This window comes from Micromonospora sp. HK10 (assembly GCF_000982955.1).
Lineage (GTDB): Bacteria > Actinomycetota > Actinomycetes > Mycobacteriales > Micromonosporaceae > Micromonospora.
The window spans coordinates 20,828-37,308 of sequence record NZ_KQ058886.1 but is presented as its reverse complement, the minus strand read 5'-3'; the positions used below and the strand labels follow the sequence as shown (position 1 = coordinate 37,308).

At 73.1% G+C, this 16,481-nt stretch carries 14 protein-coding genes, 1 tRNA gene and 1 pseudogene; 3 read left to right on the top strand and 13 right to left on the bottom strand.

The window, feature by feature from the left end; genetic code table 11:
- The first annotated feature begins 30 nt into the window (after positions 1-30).
- On the top strand, positions 31-2,220 hold the full coding sequence (locus LQ51_RS27420; protein WP_046570662.1) for an MMPL family transporter: 2,190 nt from the start codon (positions 31-33) through the stop codon (positions 2,218-2,220).
- Between the two features lie 65 nt (positions 2,221-2,285).
- On the opposite strand, the gene LQ51_RS27415 is transcribed toward LQ51_RS27420, so the two are convergent.
- Together LQ51_RS27415 and LQ51_RS27410 are read right to left on the bottom strand one after the other, a co-directional pair.
- A complete protein-coding gene (locus LQ51_RS27415; RefSeq protein WP_197087933.1) occupies positions 2,286-2,768 on the bottom strand; it encodes a GNAT family N-acetyltransferase in 483 nt (160 codons plus the stop codon).
- A 220-nt stretch (positions 2,769-2,988) separates the two neighbouring features.
- The gene (locus tag LQ51_RS27410) at positions 2,989-4,470 is read right to left on the bottom strand and encodes an NCS2 family permease (RefSeq protein WP_082159690.1); all 1,482 of its coding nucleotides are present in this window, start codon (positions 4,468-4,470) and stop codon (positions 2,989-2,991) included.
- A gap of 340 nt (positions 4,471-4,810) precedes the next feature.
- On the opposite strand from LQ51_RS27410, the gene LQ51_RS27405 reads away from it, so the two are divergent.
- Positions 4,811-5,479, top strand: a complete 669-nt coding sequence (locus LQ51_RS27405) for a TOPRIM nucleotidyl transferase/hydrolase domain-containing protein (RefSeq protein WP_231605903.1) — start codon at positions 4,811-4,813, stop codon at positions 5,477-5,479.
- 15 nt (positions 5,480-5,494) lie between these two features.
- Here the strand turns inward: LQ51_RS27405 and LQ51_RS27400 are convergent, their stop codons facing one another.
- From LQ51_RS27400 to LQ51_RS27380, 5 genes are all read right to left on the bottom strand, one after another.
- Positions 5,495-6,193: a lysophospholipid acyltransferase family protein gene (locus LQ51_RS27400; RefSeq protein ID WP_231605902.1), complete on the bottom strand. Its 699-nt coding sequence runs from the start codon at positions 6,191-6,193 to the stop codon at positions 5,495-5,497.
- 2 nt (positions 6,194-6,195) lie between these two features.
- On the bottom strand, positions 6,196-6,804 hold the full coding sequence (locus LQ51_RS27395; protein WP_046570660.1) for a TetR/AcrR family transcriptional regulator: 609 nt from the start codon (positions 6,802-6,804) through the stop codon (positions 6,196-6,198).
- A 138-nt stretch (positions 6,805-6,942) separates the two neighbouring features.
- Positions 6,943-7,827, bottom strand: a complete 885-nt coding sequence (locus LQ51_RS27390) for a fructosamine kinase family protein (protein WP_046570659.1) — start codon at positions 7,825-7,827, stop codon at positions 6,943-6,945.
- 99 nt (positions 7,828-7,926) lie between these two features.
- Positions 7,927-8,418 (bottom strand): hypothetical protein, encoded by a 492-nt coding sequence (locus LQ51_RS27385; RefSeq protein ID WP_046570658.1) that lies wholly within the window; start codon positions 8,416-8,418, stop codon positions 7,927-7,929.
- A 164-nt stretch (positions 8,419-8,582) separates the two neighbouring features.
- Positions 8,583-9,389, bottom strand: a complete 807-nt coding sequence (locus LQ51_RS27380) for a GNAT family N-acetyltransferase (RefSeq protein ID WP_046570699.1) — start codon at positions 9,387-9,389, stop codon at positions 8,583-8,585.
- 67 nt (positions 9,390-9,456) lie between these two features.
- Here LQ51_RS27380 and LQ51_RS27375 point away from each other — a divergent pair, with 67 nt between their 5' ends.
- The gene (locus LQ51_RS27375) at positions 9,457-10,065 is read left to right on the top strand and encodes a GNAT family N-acetyltransferase (protein WP_231605901.1); all 609 of its coding nucleotides are present in this window, start codon (positions 9,457-9,459) and stop codon (positions 10,063-10,065) included.
- A 204-nt stretch (positions 10,066-10,269) separates the two neighbouring features.
- Here the strand turns inward: LQ51_RS27375 and LQ51_RS27370 are convergent.
- The 6 genes and pseudogenes from LQ51_RS27370 to LQ51_RS27345 form a co-directional block, all read right to left on the bottom strand.
- Positions 10,270-10,344: transfer RNA gene (locus LQ51_RS27370), tRNA-Val, on the bottom strand.
- Positions 10,345-10,426: 82 nt separating this feature from the next.
- Entirely contained in the window at positions 10,427-10,894 is a 468-nt protein-coding gene (locus tag LQ51_RS27365; RefSeq protein WP_046570657.1) for a peroxiredoxin, read from the bottom strand.
- A gap of 78 nt (positions 10,895-10,972) precedes the next feature.
- Positions 10,973-11,410, bottom strand: coding sequence for a DUF3052 domain-containing protein (locus tag LQ51_RS27360; protein ID WP_046570656.1), 438 nt, complete (start codon positions 11,408-11,410; stop codon positions 10,973-10,975).
- A 112-nt stretch (positions 11,411-11,522) separates the two neighbouring features.
- Positions 11,523-13,592, bottom strand: a pseudogene (locus tag LQ51_RS27355) (transketolase C-terminal domain-containing protein); the annotation flags it as partial.
- An 891-nt stretch (positions 13,593-14,483) separates the two neighbouring features.
- Positions 14,484-14,975, bottom strand: a complete 492-nt coding sequence (locus LQ51_RS27350) for a MarR family winged helix-turn-helix transcriptional regulator (protein WP_046570651.1) — start codon at positions 14,973-14,975, stop codon at positions 14,484-14,486.
- 31 nt (positions 14,976-15,006) lie between these two features.
- The gene (locus LQ51_RS27345) at positions 15,007-16,443 is read right to left on the bottom strand and encodes an MFS transporter (protein WP_052745084.1); all 1,437 of its coding nucleotides are present in this window, start codon (positions 16,441-16,443) and stop codon (positions 15,007-15,009) included.
- Between the last annotated feature and the right edge of the window lie 38 nt (positions 16,444-16,481).

The window sequence follows — 16,481 nt, the reverse complement described above, 5'->3', positions numbered from 1 at the left end:
ACGCACATCCGCGCACCGAAATGACGACCGATGACTGAGGAGAAGATGATGGCGACCGAGGCTCCCCGTGCGGATGGAGCGCTGGCGAGACTTGCCCGGTTCTGTTACCGGCGCCGCCGGCTCGTCCTGTTGACCTGGATCGTCGGGGTGCTCACCCTGGCGTTCCTCGGCTTCACCTTCGGTGCCGCCCCGGACAACGAGTACGCCGGTGGTAACAGCGATTCCGCCAAGGCGCAGGCGCTGATCGAGAAGCACTTCCCCGAGCAGCAGGGCGACACCCTGACTCTCGCGATCAAGGCGGAGAAGGGGGTCGACGACCCCGGCGTCCGGCAGAAGATCGAGAAGGTCATCGCGGAGCTGGACGCCTCGCCCATCACCGGACCGGTGACCTCGCCGTACGAGGACCCGAAGCTGGTGACGCAGGACCGTCGGATCGCCCGTACGATCATCCCGCTGACCGCGAAGGATGTGGCGAAGACCGAGGTCAAGCCGCTGGTGGACACGGTCAAGGAGGCCTCCGGCGACGGCGTGACGCTGGGGCTGGGCGGGGACAGGGCGGAAAAGGCCGAGACGCCGCCGCAGGGCCCGGCCGAGAGCATCGGCGTCCTGTCGGCGGCCGTGATCCTGTTCATCGCCTTCGGATCGCTGGTGGCGATGGGCCTGCCGATCATGACCGCGCTGCTGGCGCTCCTCGGTGGTGTCGCCCTGATGAAGCTCGTGGGGCATCTGGTCCCCGCGCCGGACTTCGCGGTGGTCTTCGCCGTGCTGATCGGACTCGGTGTCGGCATCGACTACGCACTGTTCATCGTGACCCGCTACCGGGACGCCCTGGCGGACGGCGACGCTCCGGAGAGCGCCACGGTCAAGGCCATCACCACCGCCGGTCGCGCGGTGCTCTTCGCCGGCACGACGGTGGTGATCGCGTTGCTGGGCCTGGTCGTCATGGGTGATCAGATGTTGACCGGCATGGCCGTTGCCACGTCGGTGGCCGTGCTGGTCACGGTGAGCGCCGCGGTGACCCTGCTGCCGGCGTTCCTGGGCTTCACCGGCCACAAGATCAACTCGCTGCGCCTGCCCCGCCGCGCGTCCCGCCGGGCGAGGGCCGGGGGCGTTCCGGTCAAGGACCGTCGTACCCTCGCCGAGCGCTGGGCGGGCGTGGTGCAGCGGTGGCCGCTGCCCGCCGCGCTCCTGGCCGGCGCGGTCATGCTGGTGCTGGCCGTCCCCGTGCTGTCGATGCGGCTGAGCATGCCCGACGCCAGTGTCCAGCCCCACGACAGAAGCAGCTACACCTCCTACGAGATCATCTCCGAGGGCTTCGGACCTGGCTACGGCGCGCCCCTGATCTTCGCCACCGAAGTCGACTCCGCCGGCGCCGATCTGCAATCGGTCGTCGCGGCGGTCGGCAGGACCGACGGCATCGCCTACGCAACCCCGCCGAGGGTCAGCGCGGACGGGCAGGCCGTCACCTTCATGGCCTTCCCGCGGACCGGGTACCAGGACGAGGCGACCACGGACCTGGTGCACAAGCTCCGCGACGACGTGCTGCCCAGGGCATCCGGCGGCCGAGAGGTCTACCTCGGCGGCCCGAACGCCGCCACCATCGACTACGCCGACAGGATCGGTTCCCGCCTGGTTCCGATGATCGCCATCGTCATCCTGCTGTCCCTGGTGGTGCTCATCGCGCTGGTCCGGTCCGTCACGATCGCGCTGCAGGCCGCCGTGATGAACGTCCTGTCGATCGCCGCCGCCTACGGCGTGATCGTCGCGGTCGTCCAGTGGGGATGGTTCGGCTCCGCCCTCGGATTTCCCACCGAGATGCCGGTCACGACCTACATCCCGGTGACGATGTTCCCGCTCCTGTTCGGGCTCGCCATGGACTACGAGGTCTTTCTGATCTCGCGGGTCCGGGAGGAGTACGAGCGCACCGGCGACACCCGGCTGGCCGTCACCCGCGGGCTGGCACAGACGGCCAAGGTCATCACGGCCGCCGCCGCCATCATGATCGCCATTTTCATGACCTCGCTGCTCGGCCCCGACGTCTCCCTCAAGCAGGGCGGCCTGGGCATGGCCGTCGCCGTGCTCATCGACGCCACCATCGTCCGGATGGTCCTCGTCCCCGCGGTGATGGAACTGTGCGGCAAGGCCAACTGGTGGATGCCGGGACGCCGAGCACCGAAGGCGACCCCGGCTGCCAGGGTCGGGGAGGAGGCCAGAGCCTGACCCCTCCCCCGGGTCGGGTGCGGTGGTGGTCGCCGGGGCGACCACCACCGCACCCGGGGCCGGCGTTACTCGGCGACGTACCGGTGCAGCGGGCCCTCGTCGGTCTCCACCACGCCGTCGCGGCGCAGGCCGGCCTTTTCCAGCACCCGCACCGACGGCACGTTGGCCGGGTCGACGGTGGCGTGCACCTGGGTCACCCCGGGCAGGGTGCGGGCGTGGGCCACCAGGGCGCGGACCGCCTCGGTGGTGTAGCCGCGGCAGCGCCGCGACGCGACGATGCCGTACCCGAACTCGACCGCGCCGTCGGTGGGCGGCAGTTTCAGCCCGATGCCGCCCACGGTGAGGCCGGTCTCCCGTTCGATCATGAGGCGGTGGCCGTGCGGCCGGCCGGGGTTGCCGGCGATGATCCCGGCGATCAGCCGCTCGCCGTCGGCCGGGAAGTCCGCCGCCCAGTGCGGGCGCCGCTGCCCGGCGACGACGGCGGCGACGTCCTCGGCCGGCCAATGGCGCAGCACGAGTCGTTCGGTGGTCAGGTCAGGAAGAAACAACGCGATTCTCCAAGGTCATGGAGTGACCCGGGTCGCGGTCGATCAGCGCGCGCGACCCGGAAGAGGGCAGGGAAAGAGAAGCTCATGGCGGTCCATGGCCTCATCTCCCCCTGCGCCACGACGGTCGCGTGTCCGCGCGACGCACCCTAACCCATGATCTGGATACGCCGCGCCCCCGCTGCCTCGGGCCGGGGGCAGCGGGGGCGCGGGCGAGGACCGGTCAGCTGACGCCGGTGACGGCCTTGACCAGGTTGATGCCGAAGTAGATCACGAACGCGGCGGCGACCGCCCACATCAGCGGGTGGATCTGGCGGGCCCTGCCCTGCGCCACCCGGATCGCCACCCAGCTCACGAAGCCGGCGCCGATGCCGTTGGTGATCGAGTAGGTGAACGGCATGAGGGTCATGGTCAGGAACGCCGGGACGGCGACGCCCACGTCGGTGAAGTCGATCTCCTTGACCTGGCGGATCATCAGCGCGCCGACGATCACCAGGGCGGGGCCGGCGGCCTCGCTGGGCACCAGCGACACCAGCGGGGTGAGCAGCAGCGCGCCGAGGAAGAGCACGCCGGTGACCACGCTGGTCAGGCCGGTACGCCCACCGTCCGCGATGCCCGAGGAGGACTCGACGTACGTGGTGGCCGAGGAGGCGCTGCCCGCACCGCCGGCAACCGCCGCGACACCGTCGACGAAGAGCACCTTGCCCAGGCGCGGCATGTCGGTGCCGTCCTCGGTCGCCAGGTTGGCCTGCTTCGCCAGCCCGACGGTGGTGCCCATCACGTCGAAGAAGTCGGCCAGCACCAGGGTGAAGACCAACAGCAGGGCGGTCACCAGGCCGACGTGCGCGAACGCGCCGAACGACACGTTGCCGATCAGGTGCAGGTCCGGCTTCTGCACCAGCGGGTCGGGCAGGGTCGGCACGTTCAGCCGCCACCCGTCCGGGTTGGGCTTGCCGTCGACCACGGCCCCGCCGGGCTTGGCCAGGGCGTTCACGATCACCGCGATGATCGTGGTGGCCACGATGCCGATCAGCACGCCGGCCTTGACCTTGCGGGCGACCAGGATGCCGGTGACCAGCAGGCCGACCAGGAAGACGACGGTGGGCCAGCCGTGCAGGGTGCCGTTGCTGCCGGAGCCGAGTTGCAGCGGCACGCCGGAGCCGGCCCGGACGAAACCGCCGTCGACGAAGCCGATCAGCGCGATGAACAGGCCGATGCCGGCCGCGATGGCGGCCTTCAGCTCGGCGGGAATGGCCCGGAAGACGGCCTTCCGGAAGCCGGTGAGCACCAGCACGGTGATGATCAGACCTTCGATGACCACCAGGCCCATCGCCTCGGCCCAGGTCATCTGGGAGGCGACCGCGTACGCGACGAACGCGTTCAGGCCCAGGCCGGTGGCCACCGCGAACGGCACCCGACCCACGACGCCCATCATGATCGTCATGACCGCGGCGACCAGGGCGGTGACCCCGGCGACCGGCGCGATGCCGAGCAGGTTGCCGTCCTTGTCCGGCGCGGTGCCGATGATCAACGGGTTGAGCACGACGATGTACGCCATCGTCGCGAAGGTGGTGAGCCCGGCCAGCACCTCGCGCTTGACGGTCGAGCCACGGCGGGTGATCTCGAAGAAGCGGTCGAGGCGGCCGCGCTCGGCGGGCTCCGCGGGGTCGACCGGGGCAGCAGGATCCTGCGTAGTCACGCTCATGGCGTGGCTTACTCCGTTCCGGGTTGGCCGGCCGGACATGCCGGCCAGGCGGTGGGGGTGCAGCCGTCCCGATTCGGTTGGCCCGGAGAACGTCGGTACGGCTGGGCTCCACGGATCCCGTGAAGCGCTACGAAGCCGCACCCCGGGGTCCGGGGAGCGACTTCGCGACGCCCACTCTAACCGTCGGGTAACCACCGGTGGCCTGCCCCTACGCGTACGCCGGGCGCGGGGTGGTCAACATCACCGCGGACGCACCGTGGTGCCGACGACGGACCCGGTCGGCAGCTGGACGGCGGCAAATCCCTGGCCGGCCGGCGGGGCGTCGCCGATGATTGCTGCCATGGCCACCACCGGACGAGCTGACGCGTTCACCGTCGAGACGACCGACGGCCGGCTGGGCGGCAACGCCGCGTCGATCCGGGCGACCGCCGCCGCGCTGGCGAAGGCCGAGTCCGCCGCGGCCGTGGTGCTCGTCGAGGGGATCAGCGACCAGATCGCCGTCGAATCGGCCGCCCTGGCCGGCGGTCGCGACCTGGCGGCCGAACGGGTCGTCGTCGTGCCGATCGGCGGCGCGCACGCCATCGGCCGCTTCCTGACCAGGCTGGCCCCGCTGGACACCCGGGTACGCCTCGCCGGCCTCTGCGACCTGCTGGAGGAGGAGGTGTTCCGGCGTGCCCTGGTGGCGGCCGGGGTCGGCGCGCCGGGCAACCGCGCCGAGATGGCGCGGCTCGGGTTCCACGTCTGCGTCAAGGACCTGGAGGACGAGCTGATCCGCGCCCTGGGCACCGCCGGGGTGGAGGCGCTCCTCGAAACGCAGGGCGACCTCCGGTCGTTCCGCTCGTTCCAGAGCCAGCCGGCCTGGCGGGGCCAGGAGCCGCAGACGCAGCTGTGGCGCTTCCTGCGCAGCAGCTCCCGCCGCAACCTGCGCTACGCCCGCCTGCTCGTCGAGGAGGCGGTACGCCGGGACGCCCTGCCCCGGCCGCTCGACGCCCTGCTCAACGCCGTCTGATCCGTTCGCCGCCGGCTACGCGGCGGTCGACAGTTCGTTGTAGCCCGGCGCCTGCTCCTGGCCCGACAGCCGCTGGATCGCGGCCATGATCTCGTCGGTGACGGCCCGCCGGGCCCGGCCGGTACTGCCGGCGGGCTGCGCGGCGAAGCGCAGCGGCGTACCGAACCGCACGGTTATCCCCCCGAGCCGGGGCAGCCGGGCACCGACCGGTTGGACCCGGTCGGTGCCGAGGACCGCGACGGGCACGACCGGGGCGCCGGAGGCGAGCGCGAGCCAGGCGACCCCGGTACGGCCCCGGTAGAGCCGCCCGTCGCGGGACCGGCTGCCTTCGGGGTGGATGCCGAAGGCCCGCCCGTCGGCGAGCACGTCGAGCGCCAGGTGCAGCGACGCCTGGGCCGTGCGGTGACCGCCCCGCTGCACCGGGATGGCGTCGATACCGGTGAGGCAGGTACGGGTCAGCCGGCCCTTGAGCCCGGGCTGGCGGAAGTATTCGGCCTTGGCGAGAAAGGCGACCGGCCGGGGCGCCGCCAGCGGGATCACCACGCTGTCGATGAAGGACAGGTGGTTGGCGGCCAGGATCACCGGACCCCGCCGGGGCACGTTCTCCCGTCCTTCGATCACCGGCCGGAAGGCCAGTCGCGCCACCGGGACCAGCAGCGACCGGATGGTGGTCTGGAGCAGCACGTCGTCCTCCGGGGGGTCAGTGCCGGCCACCCTCAGGTGGCTCGGGTGCGGGTGGCCTTCGCCGGCCCGAGGTGGGCGTCCAGCGCGGCGCGCAGCAGCGTTTCGACGTCCTCGGTCCGCACGGTCGTCTGCAGGCTGCCCCACTGCCACAGCTCGGCGATGCCGTGCAGGTTGGCCCAGAGCGCGCCGGCGGTGACGGATGCCGGGCGGGCGTCGGCCGCCTCGGCTCTGGCCGCAAGGACCAGGTCGACCAGTACGCCGAACAGGGCGCCGCTGGCCTCCCGCAGGCCGATTCCGTTGCCCCGCAACAGGTCGTGCCGGAACATGAGCTCGAACATGCCGCGGTTGGTCCGGGCGAAGTCGAGATACAGCCGGCCCAGTCCGAGGAGTTGGGCGTACGGATCTGGCGGTGCCGTGCGGATGAACTCGGCGACCTGCTGGCCGAGCTGGTGGTAGCCCTCCCGCGCGATGGCGGCCAGCAGGGCCTGGTGGGTCGGGAAGTGGCGACGTGGCGCACCATGCGAGACGCCTGCCTGGCGGGCGATCTCGCGCAGGGACAGCGCGCGGGTGCCCTCCCGGGACAGCAGGTCGACCCCGACCGCCACGAGGCGGGCGCGCAGGTTGCCGTCCGAGGTCGACACATATTAGGTCTACCACCCCGCCGTAGACACTGTCTACTGGGTGGTCGAGGGGCGTGGGCGGCGCGTCCGGGTGGGGTCGGGACAGGGACCGGCGACCAGACCGCCCTCCCCTGCGACTCGCACCACCCCGGCGCGGCGTCAGGTACCCGGCCGGAACGGGGCGAGGGTGGCGCGGATCTGGTCGGCCGCGCCCCAGTCGTCGTCGAACTGGGCCAGCACGGCGAGGTGCTGCCGCAGCTGGATGATCGGCATGCGGGCCGGCCAGTCGCGGTCGAGGCCGGTCAGCTCGGCGTAGACCGCGAAGAAGCGCTGCGCCTCCGGCGGCGGCGCGGTGGTCCACAGGTGGGCGAGGTCGACCTCGGCCCAGGTGTAGGACACGGCCGGATCGATCACCGCCGGCCCTCCGTCCGGGGTGGCCAGCACGTTCTGGGCCCAGAGGTCGCCGTGGGTCAGGCAGGCCGGGCGGTCGGGCAACAGGTCGGGCAGCCGGTCGCACAGCCGCTCCAGGGCCGCCCGGTCGCCCGCGTCGAGGGCCGCCTCGACGCGGGGCTCCCCGAGCCAGCGCAGCAGCCGGTGCTGCGCGAAGAAGGCGAAACCGTCGTCGTGCCAGGTGTTGACCTGCCGGCGACGGCCCAGCCAGTTGTCCCGGTGCCAACCGAAGCGTGGCTGGGTGGTGCCCAGGTGCAGGCGGGCGAGCGCGTGCGCGAACTGCTCCCAGAAGGTCTCCCTCGGCGGCCTGGGCCGCAGCACCGACAACACCAGCAGGTCCCGGTCGGCCAGGATCACCTCGGGCGTCGACAGGCCGCCGAGCTCGCGCAGGGCGGCCAGCCCTTCGGCCTCCGCGACGAAGACGTCGTCGGCCGGCGCCTCGGCGAACGCCTTGACGAACACCGGCGGCGCGTCCCGGCGGGTGGCTATCCCCGCGAGCGCCGCCAACCCGCCCGCCGCCGGCTCGACCGTGTCGACGTCGGTCAGCCCGGCGTGGTGCAGGCGCTCCAGCAGCAACGTCGGTGACCGCGGCACGGCTCGCTCCTCATCTCGGGGCCGCTCGTGGGCACGATCCTAGGTGCCCGACGATCAACCGGCGAAGCCTGACGATGGCCACCTGTCAGCGTTGGCACCCTACTCATGATCGCCACGCGTCACGGCGGCATAGCGCTGGCCGAGTTTTTCGCGGGAGTATTGCAGCCGATGAGCGGCGTTGGCGCTGGTGGAAGTCACTTCAGGTGCCGCGATCGACGATACCCACCAGCCCGGCTCAACCTTCGCGTGCAGGATGAGGGTCGAGATCTCGATGATCTCTTCGACGATGGACAGCGCCCACTCCCGCTCGTCCTTCAACAGGAAGGGCGCGGCGTCGATCAGAAGCAGGTTCACCTCTCGACGCTCCATGACGCCCAGTGGAACCGGACCCTCACCAAACCTGGCAACCTGACGGAAGGCACTCTCCACCTCGGACAGCTTCGTCCACACCTTCGAGAGATATTCAATACGCTTCGCCCGGTACTCCTTGGACCGCTCGCGTGCCTGCGTACGACGCCATTGCCAGAATCCCGCCCCGATCACCAGGAGCGTGCCAACGAGAGTGAACAGTGACGCATAGATCTGGGACATTCACGCCTCGCCTGGTCGCCGGTCAGCCGTCGAAACACGCGCCGATCCTTCCCCACCGGAGCAACAGCTGGACCGCCGTGGCCGTTCGGATCGCTCTCGATGCCCTGGACGGCGCCAGCCTTCATGCGGCATACAGCCGCTACCAGTGACCGTGGCCCAACGCGCTACCGCGCGCCACCGGACGTGACCCCAGCGTCGCGGTCGCCTTGGTGGGCCGCGATCCTGAGGCTCAACTGGGCACCGCACTCCTGAAAGCCGAGCCGACGGGCGAGCCGTCGCGACGGCTCCGGGCGTGCCCGCCACTGCGGCAGTAGGTGGTTCTGAAGCGCATCCGCCACCGCGGCGGAAGCCACCTCACGGGCCAACCCACGGCCTCGGAGACGGGTGCTGGTCAGCACGCAGAGGTGCGCGACCGAGCCAGGCCACTGGCGGTAACCCGCCGCCGCTGCCACCTGCCCGCCGTCCCGGACGACGAACACCGGCGATGTGATGTCGTCGATCCCGCTCTCCGCAACGTCGTCCGCGGCGACATCCGCGACCAAGCAGCGCGGTGAGGGTCGGCGTGTAGGACGGCACCACCCGGTCCGATCAAGGTCTGGGTGGCCCGGCGGCAACCGGGCCACGTCGGCACCTCTCGTCGCCGGCCGGAACTCCCGCTCATCGAGATACGCCAACGAGGCGGGACCGAGCATGTCCACGACGCCGGGCCGCCCGCTCCACCGCTCAGGCTCGACGGCCGCCCGGGGCGGCCCCCCGGCAAGCGACCCGCGCAGGAAGCGGGCGGTGGCAGCGTCCGGCGCGGTGGCGATGCCAGAGCCTCCCACCACCACGATGCCGACCCATCCCGGCGGGCACAGCCGCGACTCGGGAGCGACAACCACCCGCACGCCGTCCGCCGGGAAACCGGCGGGCACGCCGGCGAGGCTGCCCCAGAGGTCCTGAACGCGGTCCAGCAGCGCCGATCGAGGCATCGACGTATCCTCCCCGGCTGCCGTCTCGCCGGCCACTGACTTCCCGCCGGCCGGCGCCCCGCAGCGCTTGGAGGGCGCCGGCGGCCGAGAATCGGCCAACGGCAGCTGGACGCTGCACGTCGGCCGCTGCGTGCTGGCGATCCGGCATCATGATGGCGTGCTGAACCCCGTCACCCTTCGGCCGTTCCAGCCCGACGACCTGCCGCTCGTGGAACGGCTCTGGCAGCTGTACCGGCACGACCTGTCTGAGTTCCGTGGCATGCTGCCGGACGACACGGGCCAATTCGCACCGGGCAGGTTGCCCACCTACCTCGACGACCCGGACAGTTCCGGCTACCTCTTCCACCAGGACACCAGACCCGTGGGCTTCGCGTTTGTGTCCGGCTTGGCGATCCAGCCCCTGCACATCTCCGAATTCTTCGTCGTCCGAGCCGTACGCCGCTCGGGCGTCGGACGGTTCGCCGCCCGGGAGCTCTTCGCCAGACACACGGGCGCCTGGGAGGTGGCCTTCCAGGAGGAGAACCCTGGTGCCGCCCGCTTCTGGCGCCGGGTCGCCGCCGAGGTGTGCCCGACGGGCTACCGCGAGGAACGGCGTGCGGTGCCCGACAAGCCGCATCTCCCGCCCGACACGTGGCTCCTGCTGACCACCTCTGCCCGACCGATCAGCCCTCGGTGAGCTGGGCGGGCAACCGTGGCGAGCTGCCGGAACAGTCCACCATCGTCCGTCAAGCTCTGCTTGACGGACCGCAACGGGGGGCCGCGATGGAGCCGTCGATGCATGCGGCAGGCGCTCGGAATCTCGACGGACAGCTCTCGTGATCGCTCCTGCTGTCACCGCCCCGGGAGTGCACTTCTCGGGGCGGTTTTCGCTGGTGGTTGGTGGTGGGCGCGGCAGGTTTCGAACCTGCGACCCCTCGCTTGTAAGGCGAGTGCTCTCCCACTGAGCTACGCGCCCGGAACGCCCGTACGGCGGGCCGGAGGTTGGCAAGCTTACCTGCCGGCCTCCGACCCGGTCGAACGGCGTGCCCGAGGTGGGATCAGGCGGCGACGGCCTCGGCCAGCGCCTTGCGCCACCCTTCCTGGTCCCGGGGCTCGCCGGGCAGGTTCATCTCGGCGAAGCGGACCACGCCGGCCTTGTCGATGACGAAGGTGCCCCGGTTGGCGATGCCGGCGACGTCGTTGAACACCCCGTACGCCTGGGCCACCGTGCCGTGCGGCCAGAAGTCGGCGAGCAGCGGGAACTGGTAGCCCTCCCGGTCGGCCCAGATCTTGTGGGCGTAGACCGAGTCGACGCTGACGGTCAGCACCTGGACGTCGTCGTTGACGTACTCGTTGAGGTTGTCCCGCACCTCGCAGAGCTCGCCCTGGCAGATGCCGGTGAAGGCGAGCGGGTAGAACACCAGCAGCACGGTCCGCCGGCCGCGGAAGTCGGCGAGCCGGACCTCCTGGTTGTTCTGGTCCTTGAGCACGAAGTCCGGCGCCTCGGCGCCAACCTCGATGGGCATGCGTACTCCTCGGGTCGAGTCTGGAGATGATCAGCCTGCCACACCCGGGCGGTGCCGCCGCCGGGTACGCCCGGGCGGCTACTTCTTGCTCTTCGACCCGCGCCGGAGCACGAGACGGGCGCCGCTCCAGTCGCGGCCCGCGTTGATGGTGGAGGTCTGCTGGAGGCCGGCGGTCTGCGCGCTCTCCGCGACCTCGCTCGGCTCGACGTGACCGTCCCGGCCCGCCTTCGGCGTGAGCAGCCAGACCACGCCGGCGTCGGCGAGCGGTCCGAGGGCGTCGACGAGGAGCTCGAAGAGGTCACCGTCGCCGTCGCGGTACCACACCAGAACCGCGTCGACCACCTCGTCGGTGTCCTCGTCGACCAGCTCTCCACAGCGGTCGGTCAGGGCGTCCCGGAGATCCTGGTCGACGTCGTCGTCGTACCCCATCTCCATGACGACCATCCCCGGCTCGATCCCGAACCGGTCCGCCAGGCTGCGTACCCCGTCGGCGGCCTGACCAGCGGTCGCGCTCACTGTCGCGTGCCTCCTCATCTCATCCCTGCTCGCGGCGTCCCACTGATGCCGTCGGGCCAAGTCCACACAGTTGTGGCTCCCCGCGCAAGTGGCGCACCGGGTGGAACGGAATTTACCGTGCCAGCAGCGTACGGGCACCCTCGGTGATGGCGTCCTCGGAGACCAGAACCTGACGCGCCGCCGGACCCAATGGTACAAACGAGTCAAGTCCGGCGACCCTGCGCGCGGCCCCGACATACCCGGCGTCGACCAGCGCGGCGATCACTCCCTCGCCCACCCCACCCGACCTGCGGGTCTCGTCGACGACCAGCACCCGCGACGTGACCGAGGCCTCCCGGATGATGTCGGCCACCGGCAGCGGGGCCAGCCAGCGCAGGTCCACCACCCGGCAGCCGATCCCCTCGTCGGCGAGGGTGGCCGCCGCGCGCAGGGACATCCGTACCCCGTTGCCGAAGGTGATGATCGTGACGTCCTCGGCGGAGCCCACCCCGTACACCCGGGCCCGGCCGACCGGCACGTGCCCGGCGGCCCAGGCGCCCGGCTCGGCGTACCCGGCCAGCCACTCGCCGTCGCCGTCGGCGTACAGGTCGCGGGTGTGGTAGAGCGCGATCGGCTCCAGGAAGACGCTCACCGTGCCGTCCACCCCGGCGGCGGCCAGGCAGGTCCGCAGCATCGGCGCGGCGTCGTCCGGCCGGGCCGGCACCGCGACGACCAGTCCGGGTACGTCCCGGAGCACGGCCACCGAGTTGTCGTTGTGGAAGTGGCCGCCGAACCCCTCCTGGTACGCCAGCCCGGCGATCCGCACCACCATCGGGTTGCGGAACGCCCCCCGGGAGAAGAAGCGCATGGTCGCCGCCTCGCCGCGCAGCTGGTCCTCGGCGTTGTGCAGGTACGCCAGGTACTGGATCTCCGGCACCGGCAGCATCCCGGCCAGGCCGGCCCCGAGCCCGAGCCCGAGGATCGAGGTCTCGTCCAGCAGCGTGTCGAAGACGCGGGCCGGACCGAACCGGTCCCGCAGCCCCTTGGTCACCCCGTACACCCCGCCCTTGGCGGCGACGTCCTCGCCGAAGACGGCCATCTCCGGGTGGGTCAGCATGCCGTCGGCGAGCGCGGCGTTGATGCTCTGCGCCAGGGTGAGCGGTCCGGCCAACTCGGGCAGCTTGCCGCCGAAGCGGGCGGCCCGGGCGGCCGCGTCCGGCCCCGCCGCCCGGGCCGCCGCGTCGGCCACCGTCCGCGAGACGCGCGCCGGCCGGCGGGGGGCCAGCTCGGCCACCACCTCCGCCGGGGAGGCAAGCTTCGGCTCGTCCAGCACCTCCTCGGCGATCCGGCGGAGCTGCCAGCCCCGCTCGTCGTACCGGGCCAGCAGTTCCTCGCCCTCGGCGAAGCCCGCCTCGACGAGCAGCCGCGCGGTGGCCAGCAGCGGGTCCCGCGCGGCGTCGGCGGCCAGCTCGGCCGGGCTGCGGTACGCGGTCTCCGCGTCCGCCCCGGCGTGCCCCATCAGCCGGACGGTGCGCAGGTGCAGCACGGCGGGGCGCCGGTGCCGGCGGACCCAGGCGGCGGCCTCGGCGGCCACCCGGTACGCCTCGACCGGGTCGCTGCCGTCCGCGGCGAAGTAGCGGATCCCCGGCTTGGCGCGCAGCGTCGCCTCGACCCAGCCCTCCGGGGACCGGACGCTGATCCCCAGCCCGTTGTCCTCGCAGACGAAGAGCACCGGGATGCGCAAGCCGGTGTGGTCGTACCAGCCGGCGGTGTTGAACGCGGCCGTGGCGGTGGCGTGGTTGATCGAGGCGTCGCCGAAGGAGCAGACCACGATGGCGTCGGGCGGCCACGGCGAACCGGTGCCGGTGTCCCCGCCGGCCCGGCGGGCGGCGCCCTGGTCCTCCGCAGCCCGGCGGGCGGCGCCGGTGTCCTCGGCGGCCCGGCGGGCGGCGCCCTGATCCTCCGCAGCCCGGCGTGTGGCGCCGGTGTCGTCGGCGGCCCGGCGGGCGGCGCCGGTGCGGCGCAGCCGTTCCAGGGCCAGCCCGGTGCCCACCGCGCGGGGCAGGTGCGAGGCGATCGTGGAGGTGGTTGGGACCACGGCCAGGTCGGCCCGGCCGAACACCTTGTGCCGGCCGCCCGCGATCGGTTCGCAGGCCGAGGCGACCATGCCCCGGAGCACGTCCCGCGCCGCCTCCGCGTAGGCGTCATCGGGGTTCGGCGGGGGCAGCGGCGGCGCGTCGACCTCGGCCCGGCCGGCGCTGTCGACCGCCACGGTGGCGCCGGCCGGGAGCGGGGCCGCCTCCTCGCCGGGCCCGGTGAGCCCGGCCTGGCCCGCCGGGGCCGGGCCCGTCCCGCCGCCGGCGGCCGGCCCGGGCACGGCGGTCCGGTCCGCGGTCGAGGGCAGGCCGGTCGACCGCTCCTGCACCGCCGCTGGGTCCGCGCTCGCCGCGCTCCCCGCCGGCGGCTCCGCCGGACCGCCCGCCGCCGGATCGTCCGCCGCCGGACCGCCCGCCGCCGGGTCGTCCGAGCGGACGTCCGGTGCGACCGAGCGGACGTCCGGCTCGTCCGGGCGGGCGGCCGGTGCGGCCGGGAGCATCCCGTCGATCGGGGTCCGGGCCGCGGGGATGTCGGCCGCCGGCCTGCCGGCCCCGTCGTCACCGGTGCCGTCGGCGGGCTCGGCCGGTGCCGGGAAGTCGCCGGCGGCCTGGGCGGCGCGCACGCAGTAGAAGGCCCCGGACCGGTAGTGCAGCAAGGCCGGGTCGGTCGGGCGCAGGGCCGCGGCGACCACGGCGTTGCCCTCGTGCCCCGCCGAGCCGATCGTGTAGTAGCCCTCCCCGAAGCCGCGCAGCCAGCGGCCGGCGAGGTCCAGCAGCCGGCTGGTCACCTGGGCGTCGAAGAGCGCCAGCGCCTGCGCTCCGGTCAGCGGCGCGCCGTCGGCGAGCGGCTCGGCCAGGTCGCGGCGCCGGGCGGGGGCGCCGAGTTCACCCAGGGCCGCCCGGAACCGGTCGTCGAGATCTTGCGGGAAGGTCACGTCGGACAGCATTACCGACGCGGGCCCGGGTCGCCCAGTCGGACACGTACCACGCGCTGCGGCTCAGTCCTCCGCGCACCGCTCCGGGCAGCCCCCGTCGGAGACCTTCCAGACCAGCTCACGCAGGGTGGCCAGCTCCCCGGTGGTGAGCCCGCCGAGGAGTCGCGAGTCGGACATCACCCGGTGGACGTGATCGCGTACCCGTCGGCCGGCGTCGGTCACCACGAGCGCCTTCTGCCGCCGGTCGGCCGGGTCGACCCGCCGTTCCACCAGCCCGGCCTGCTCCAGCTTGTCGACCAGGGCGGTGACGTTGGACCGGTCACAGCCCAGTTGCTCGGCCAGCTCGCGGGCCGGCAGCGGGCGGTCCGGGTCCAGCTCGTGCAGGGCGCGGGCGGTGGCCGGGGTGAGCCCCAGGCCGGTGAGCTCGACGTCCTGGTGGTGGCGCATGGCGGCGGCGATGTGCAGGATCCGGCGCACGGCGTCTCCGGCCAGGTCCGCGCGGTCGCTCGCGTCGGGGCCCGTCGAGGAGAGGACTGGGTACGCCACGAGGAGCATTCTACTTGCTCGGCAGCAGTTGACTCGCCAACTATTGACCAGTCTCGGATCGGCTGACCAGGTGATCCGCGCCGACTTCCGGCCGGACGGACGTCGACGCGGCGGTGCGCAGCGCGCGGCGGGCGGCCAGCGCGCCGGCCAGGAGCAGGGCGGCGGTGAGCGTGGCCGGGGCCGCCGGGGCGTCCGGGCGGGCCAGGTGCAGGCCGCCGATCACCGTCACGCCCAGCACCGCGGCCAGCAGCGTGCCGGTGGAGACCAGCGCGGAGAGCGCGGCGGCCGAACCGACCGGCACGCTCGCGGTGAGCCGGGTCACCAGGGGGCTGAACGACGCCGCGTGCGCCGCGCCACCGGCGAGCAGCAGGACACTGCCCAACGACCACGGCCAGCCGGCACCGGAGAGCAGGGCCACCGCCAGCACCACCGCCCCCAGCACCAGCGGCCCGCCGACCGACAGCCGCCGGCCGATCCGCTCCGGCAGGCGCGGCGCCGCCAGGCCGCAGAGTGCGAAACCCGCGGCGTACGGGACGAAGGCGAGCCCCGCGGCCAGCGCCGTGAAGCCCAGCCCGTCCTGCAGGCGCAGGGTGAGCACGAAGAGGAATCCGGCATAACAGCCCATCGCCACGCAGCAGGCCAGCAGCCCGGCCGCCACCCCCGGCCGGCGCAGCACCGCCACGTCCAGCAGCGGGTCCCCGCCGCGCCGGGCGCGCCGGGCCTCGTACCTTAGGAAGAGCAGGAGCCCGGCGGCGCCGGCGGCGACCGCCACCGGCGTCGTCCAGCCGGGCCAGCCCAGGTCCCGGCCGAGCACCAGCGGACCGACCAGGACCAGCATGGCCGCCGACAGCAGCAGCACCCCCGGCACGTCCAGTCGCTCGCGGCGGTCCGGCGTCGCGGGCGGGCCGGCCAGCGCCCGCCGCCCAGCGGTCAGCAGCACCAGCCCGACCGGCACGTTGACCAGGAACGCGGTCCGCCAGCTCAGGCCGCCGGGATCGACGGTGACCAGCAGCCCGCCGATCACCTGGCCGGCGGCCACACCGAGCGCCAGCACCATCGCGTACGCGCCGATGGCCCGGGCCCGCGCCGGACCGGCGATCCGGGCCTGGATCAGCGACAACACCTGCGGCACCAGCATCGCGGCGGCCGCCCCCTGCACCATGCGGGCCAGCACCAGGACCAGCGGGCCGGGCGCGAGCCCGCAGGCCAGCGAGGCGAGGGTGAACCCGGCCAGGCCGAGCCGGAACACCCGGGCGTAGCCGTACCGGTCGCCCAGCCGCGCGCCGGCGACCACCAGCACCGCGAAGGTGAGCGTGTAACCGGCGAGGACGAGTTGCTGCACGGCCGGCGGAGCGGCCAGGTCGGCCCGGATCGCGGGGGCGGCGACCGTCGCAATCGAGGTGTCCATCGAGGACATCGCCTGCCCGGTCAGCAGGACGGCCAGCAGGGCGGCGGCGCCGCGGTTCGGCTCGGTCACGGCCGCCAGCCTGCCGGCCCCGCCGGCCCCGGTCTTGT

Excerpts from the sequence above, each read along its gene's own strand:
- LQ51_RS27365 (WP_046570657.1), bottom strand. The coding sequence starts at position 10,894 with ATGCCCATCGAGGTTGGCGCCGAGGCGCCGGACTTCGTGCTCAAGGAC.
- LQ51_RS27385 (WP_046570658.1), bottom strand. The coding sequence starts at position 8,418 with ATGTCCCAGATCTATGCGTCACTGTTCACTCTCGTTGGCACGCTCCTG.
- LQ51_RS27420 (WP_046570662.1), top strand. The coding sequence starts at position 31 with ATGACTGAGGAGAAGATGATGGCGACCGAGGCTCCCCGTGCGGATGGA.
- LQ51_RS27380 (WP_046570699.1), bottom strand. The coding sequence starts at position 9,389 with ATGCCTCGATCGGCGCTGCTGGACCGCGTTCAGGACCTCTGGGGCAGC.
- LQ51_RS27350 (WP_046570651.1), bottom strand. The coding sequence starts at position 14,975 with ATGCTCCTCGTGGCGTACCCAGTCCTCTCCTCGACGGGCCCCGACGCG.
- LQ51_RS27410 (WP_082159690.1), bottom strand. The coding sequence starts at position 4,470 with ATGAGCGTGACTACGCAGGATCCTGCTGCCCCGGTCGACCCCGCGGAG.
- LQ51_RS27405 (WP_231605903.1), top strand. The coding sequence starts at position 4,811 with ATGGCCACCACCGGACGAGCTGACGCGTTCACCGTCGAGACGACCGAC.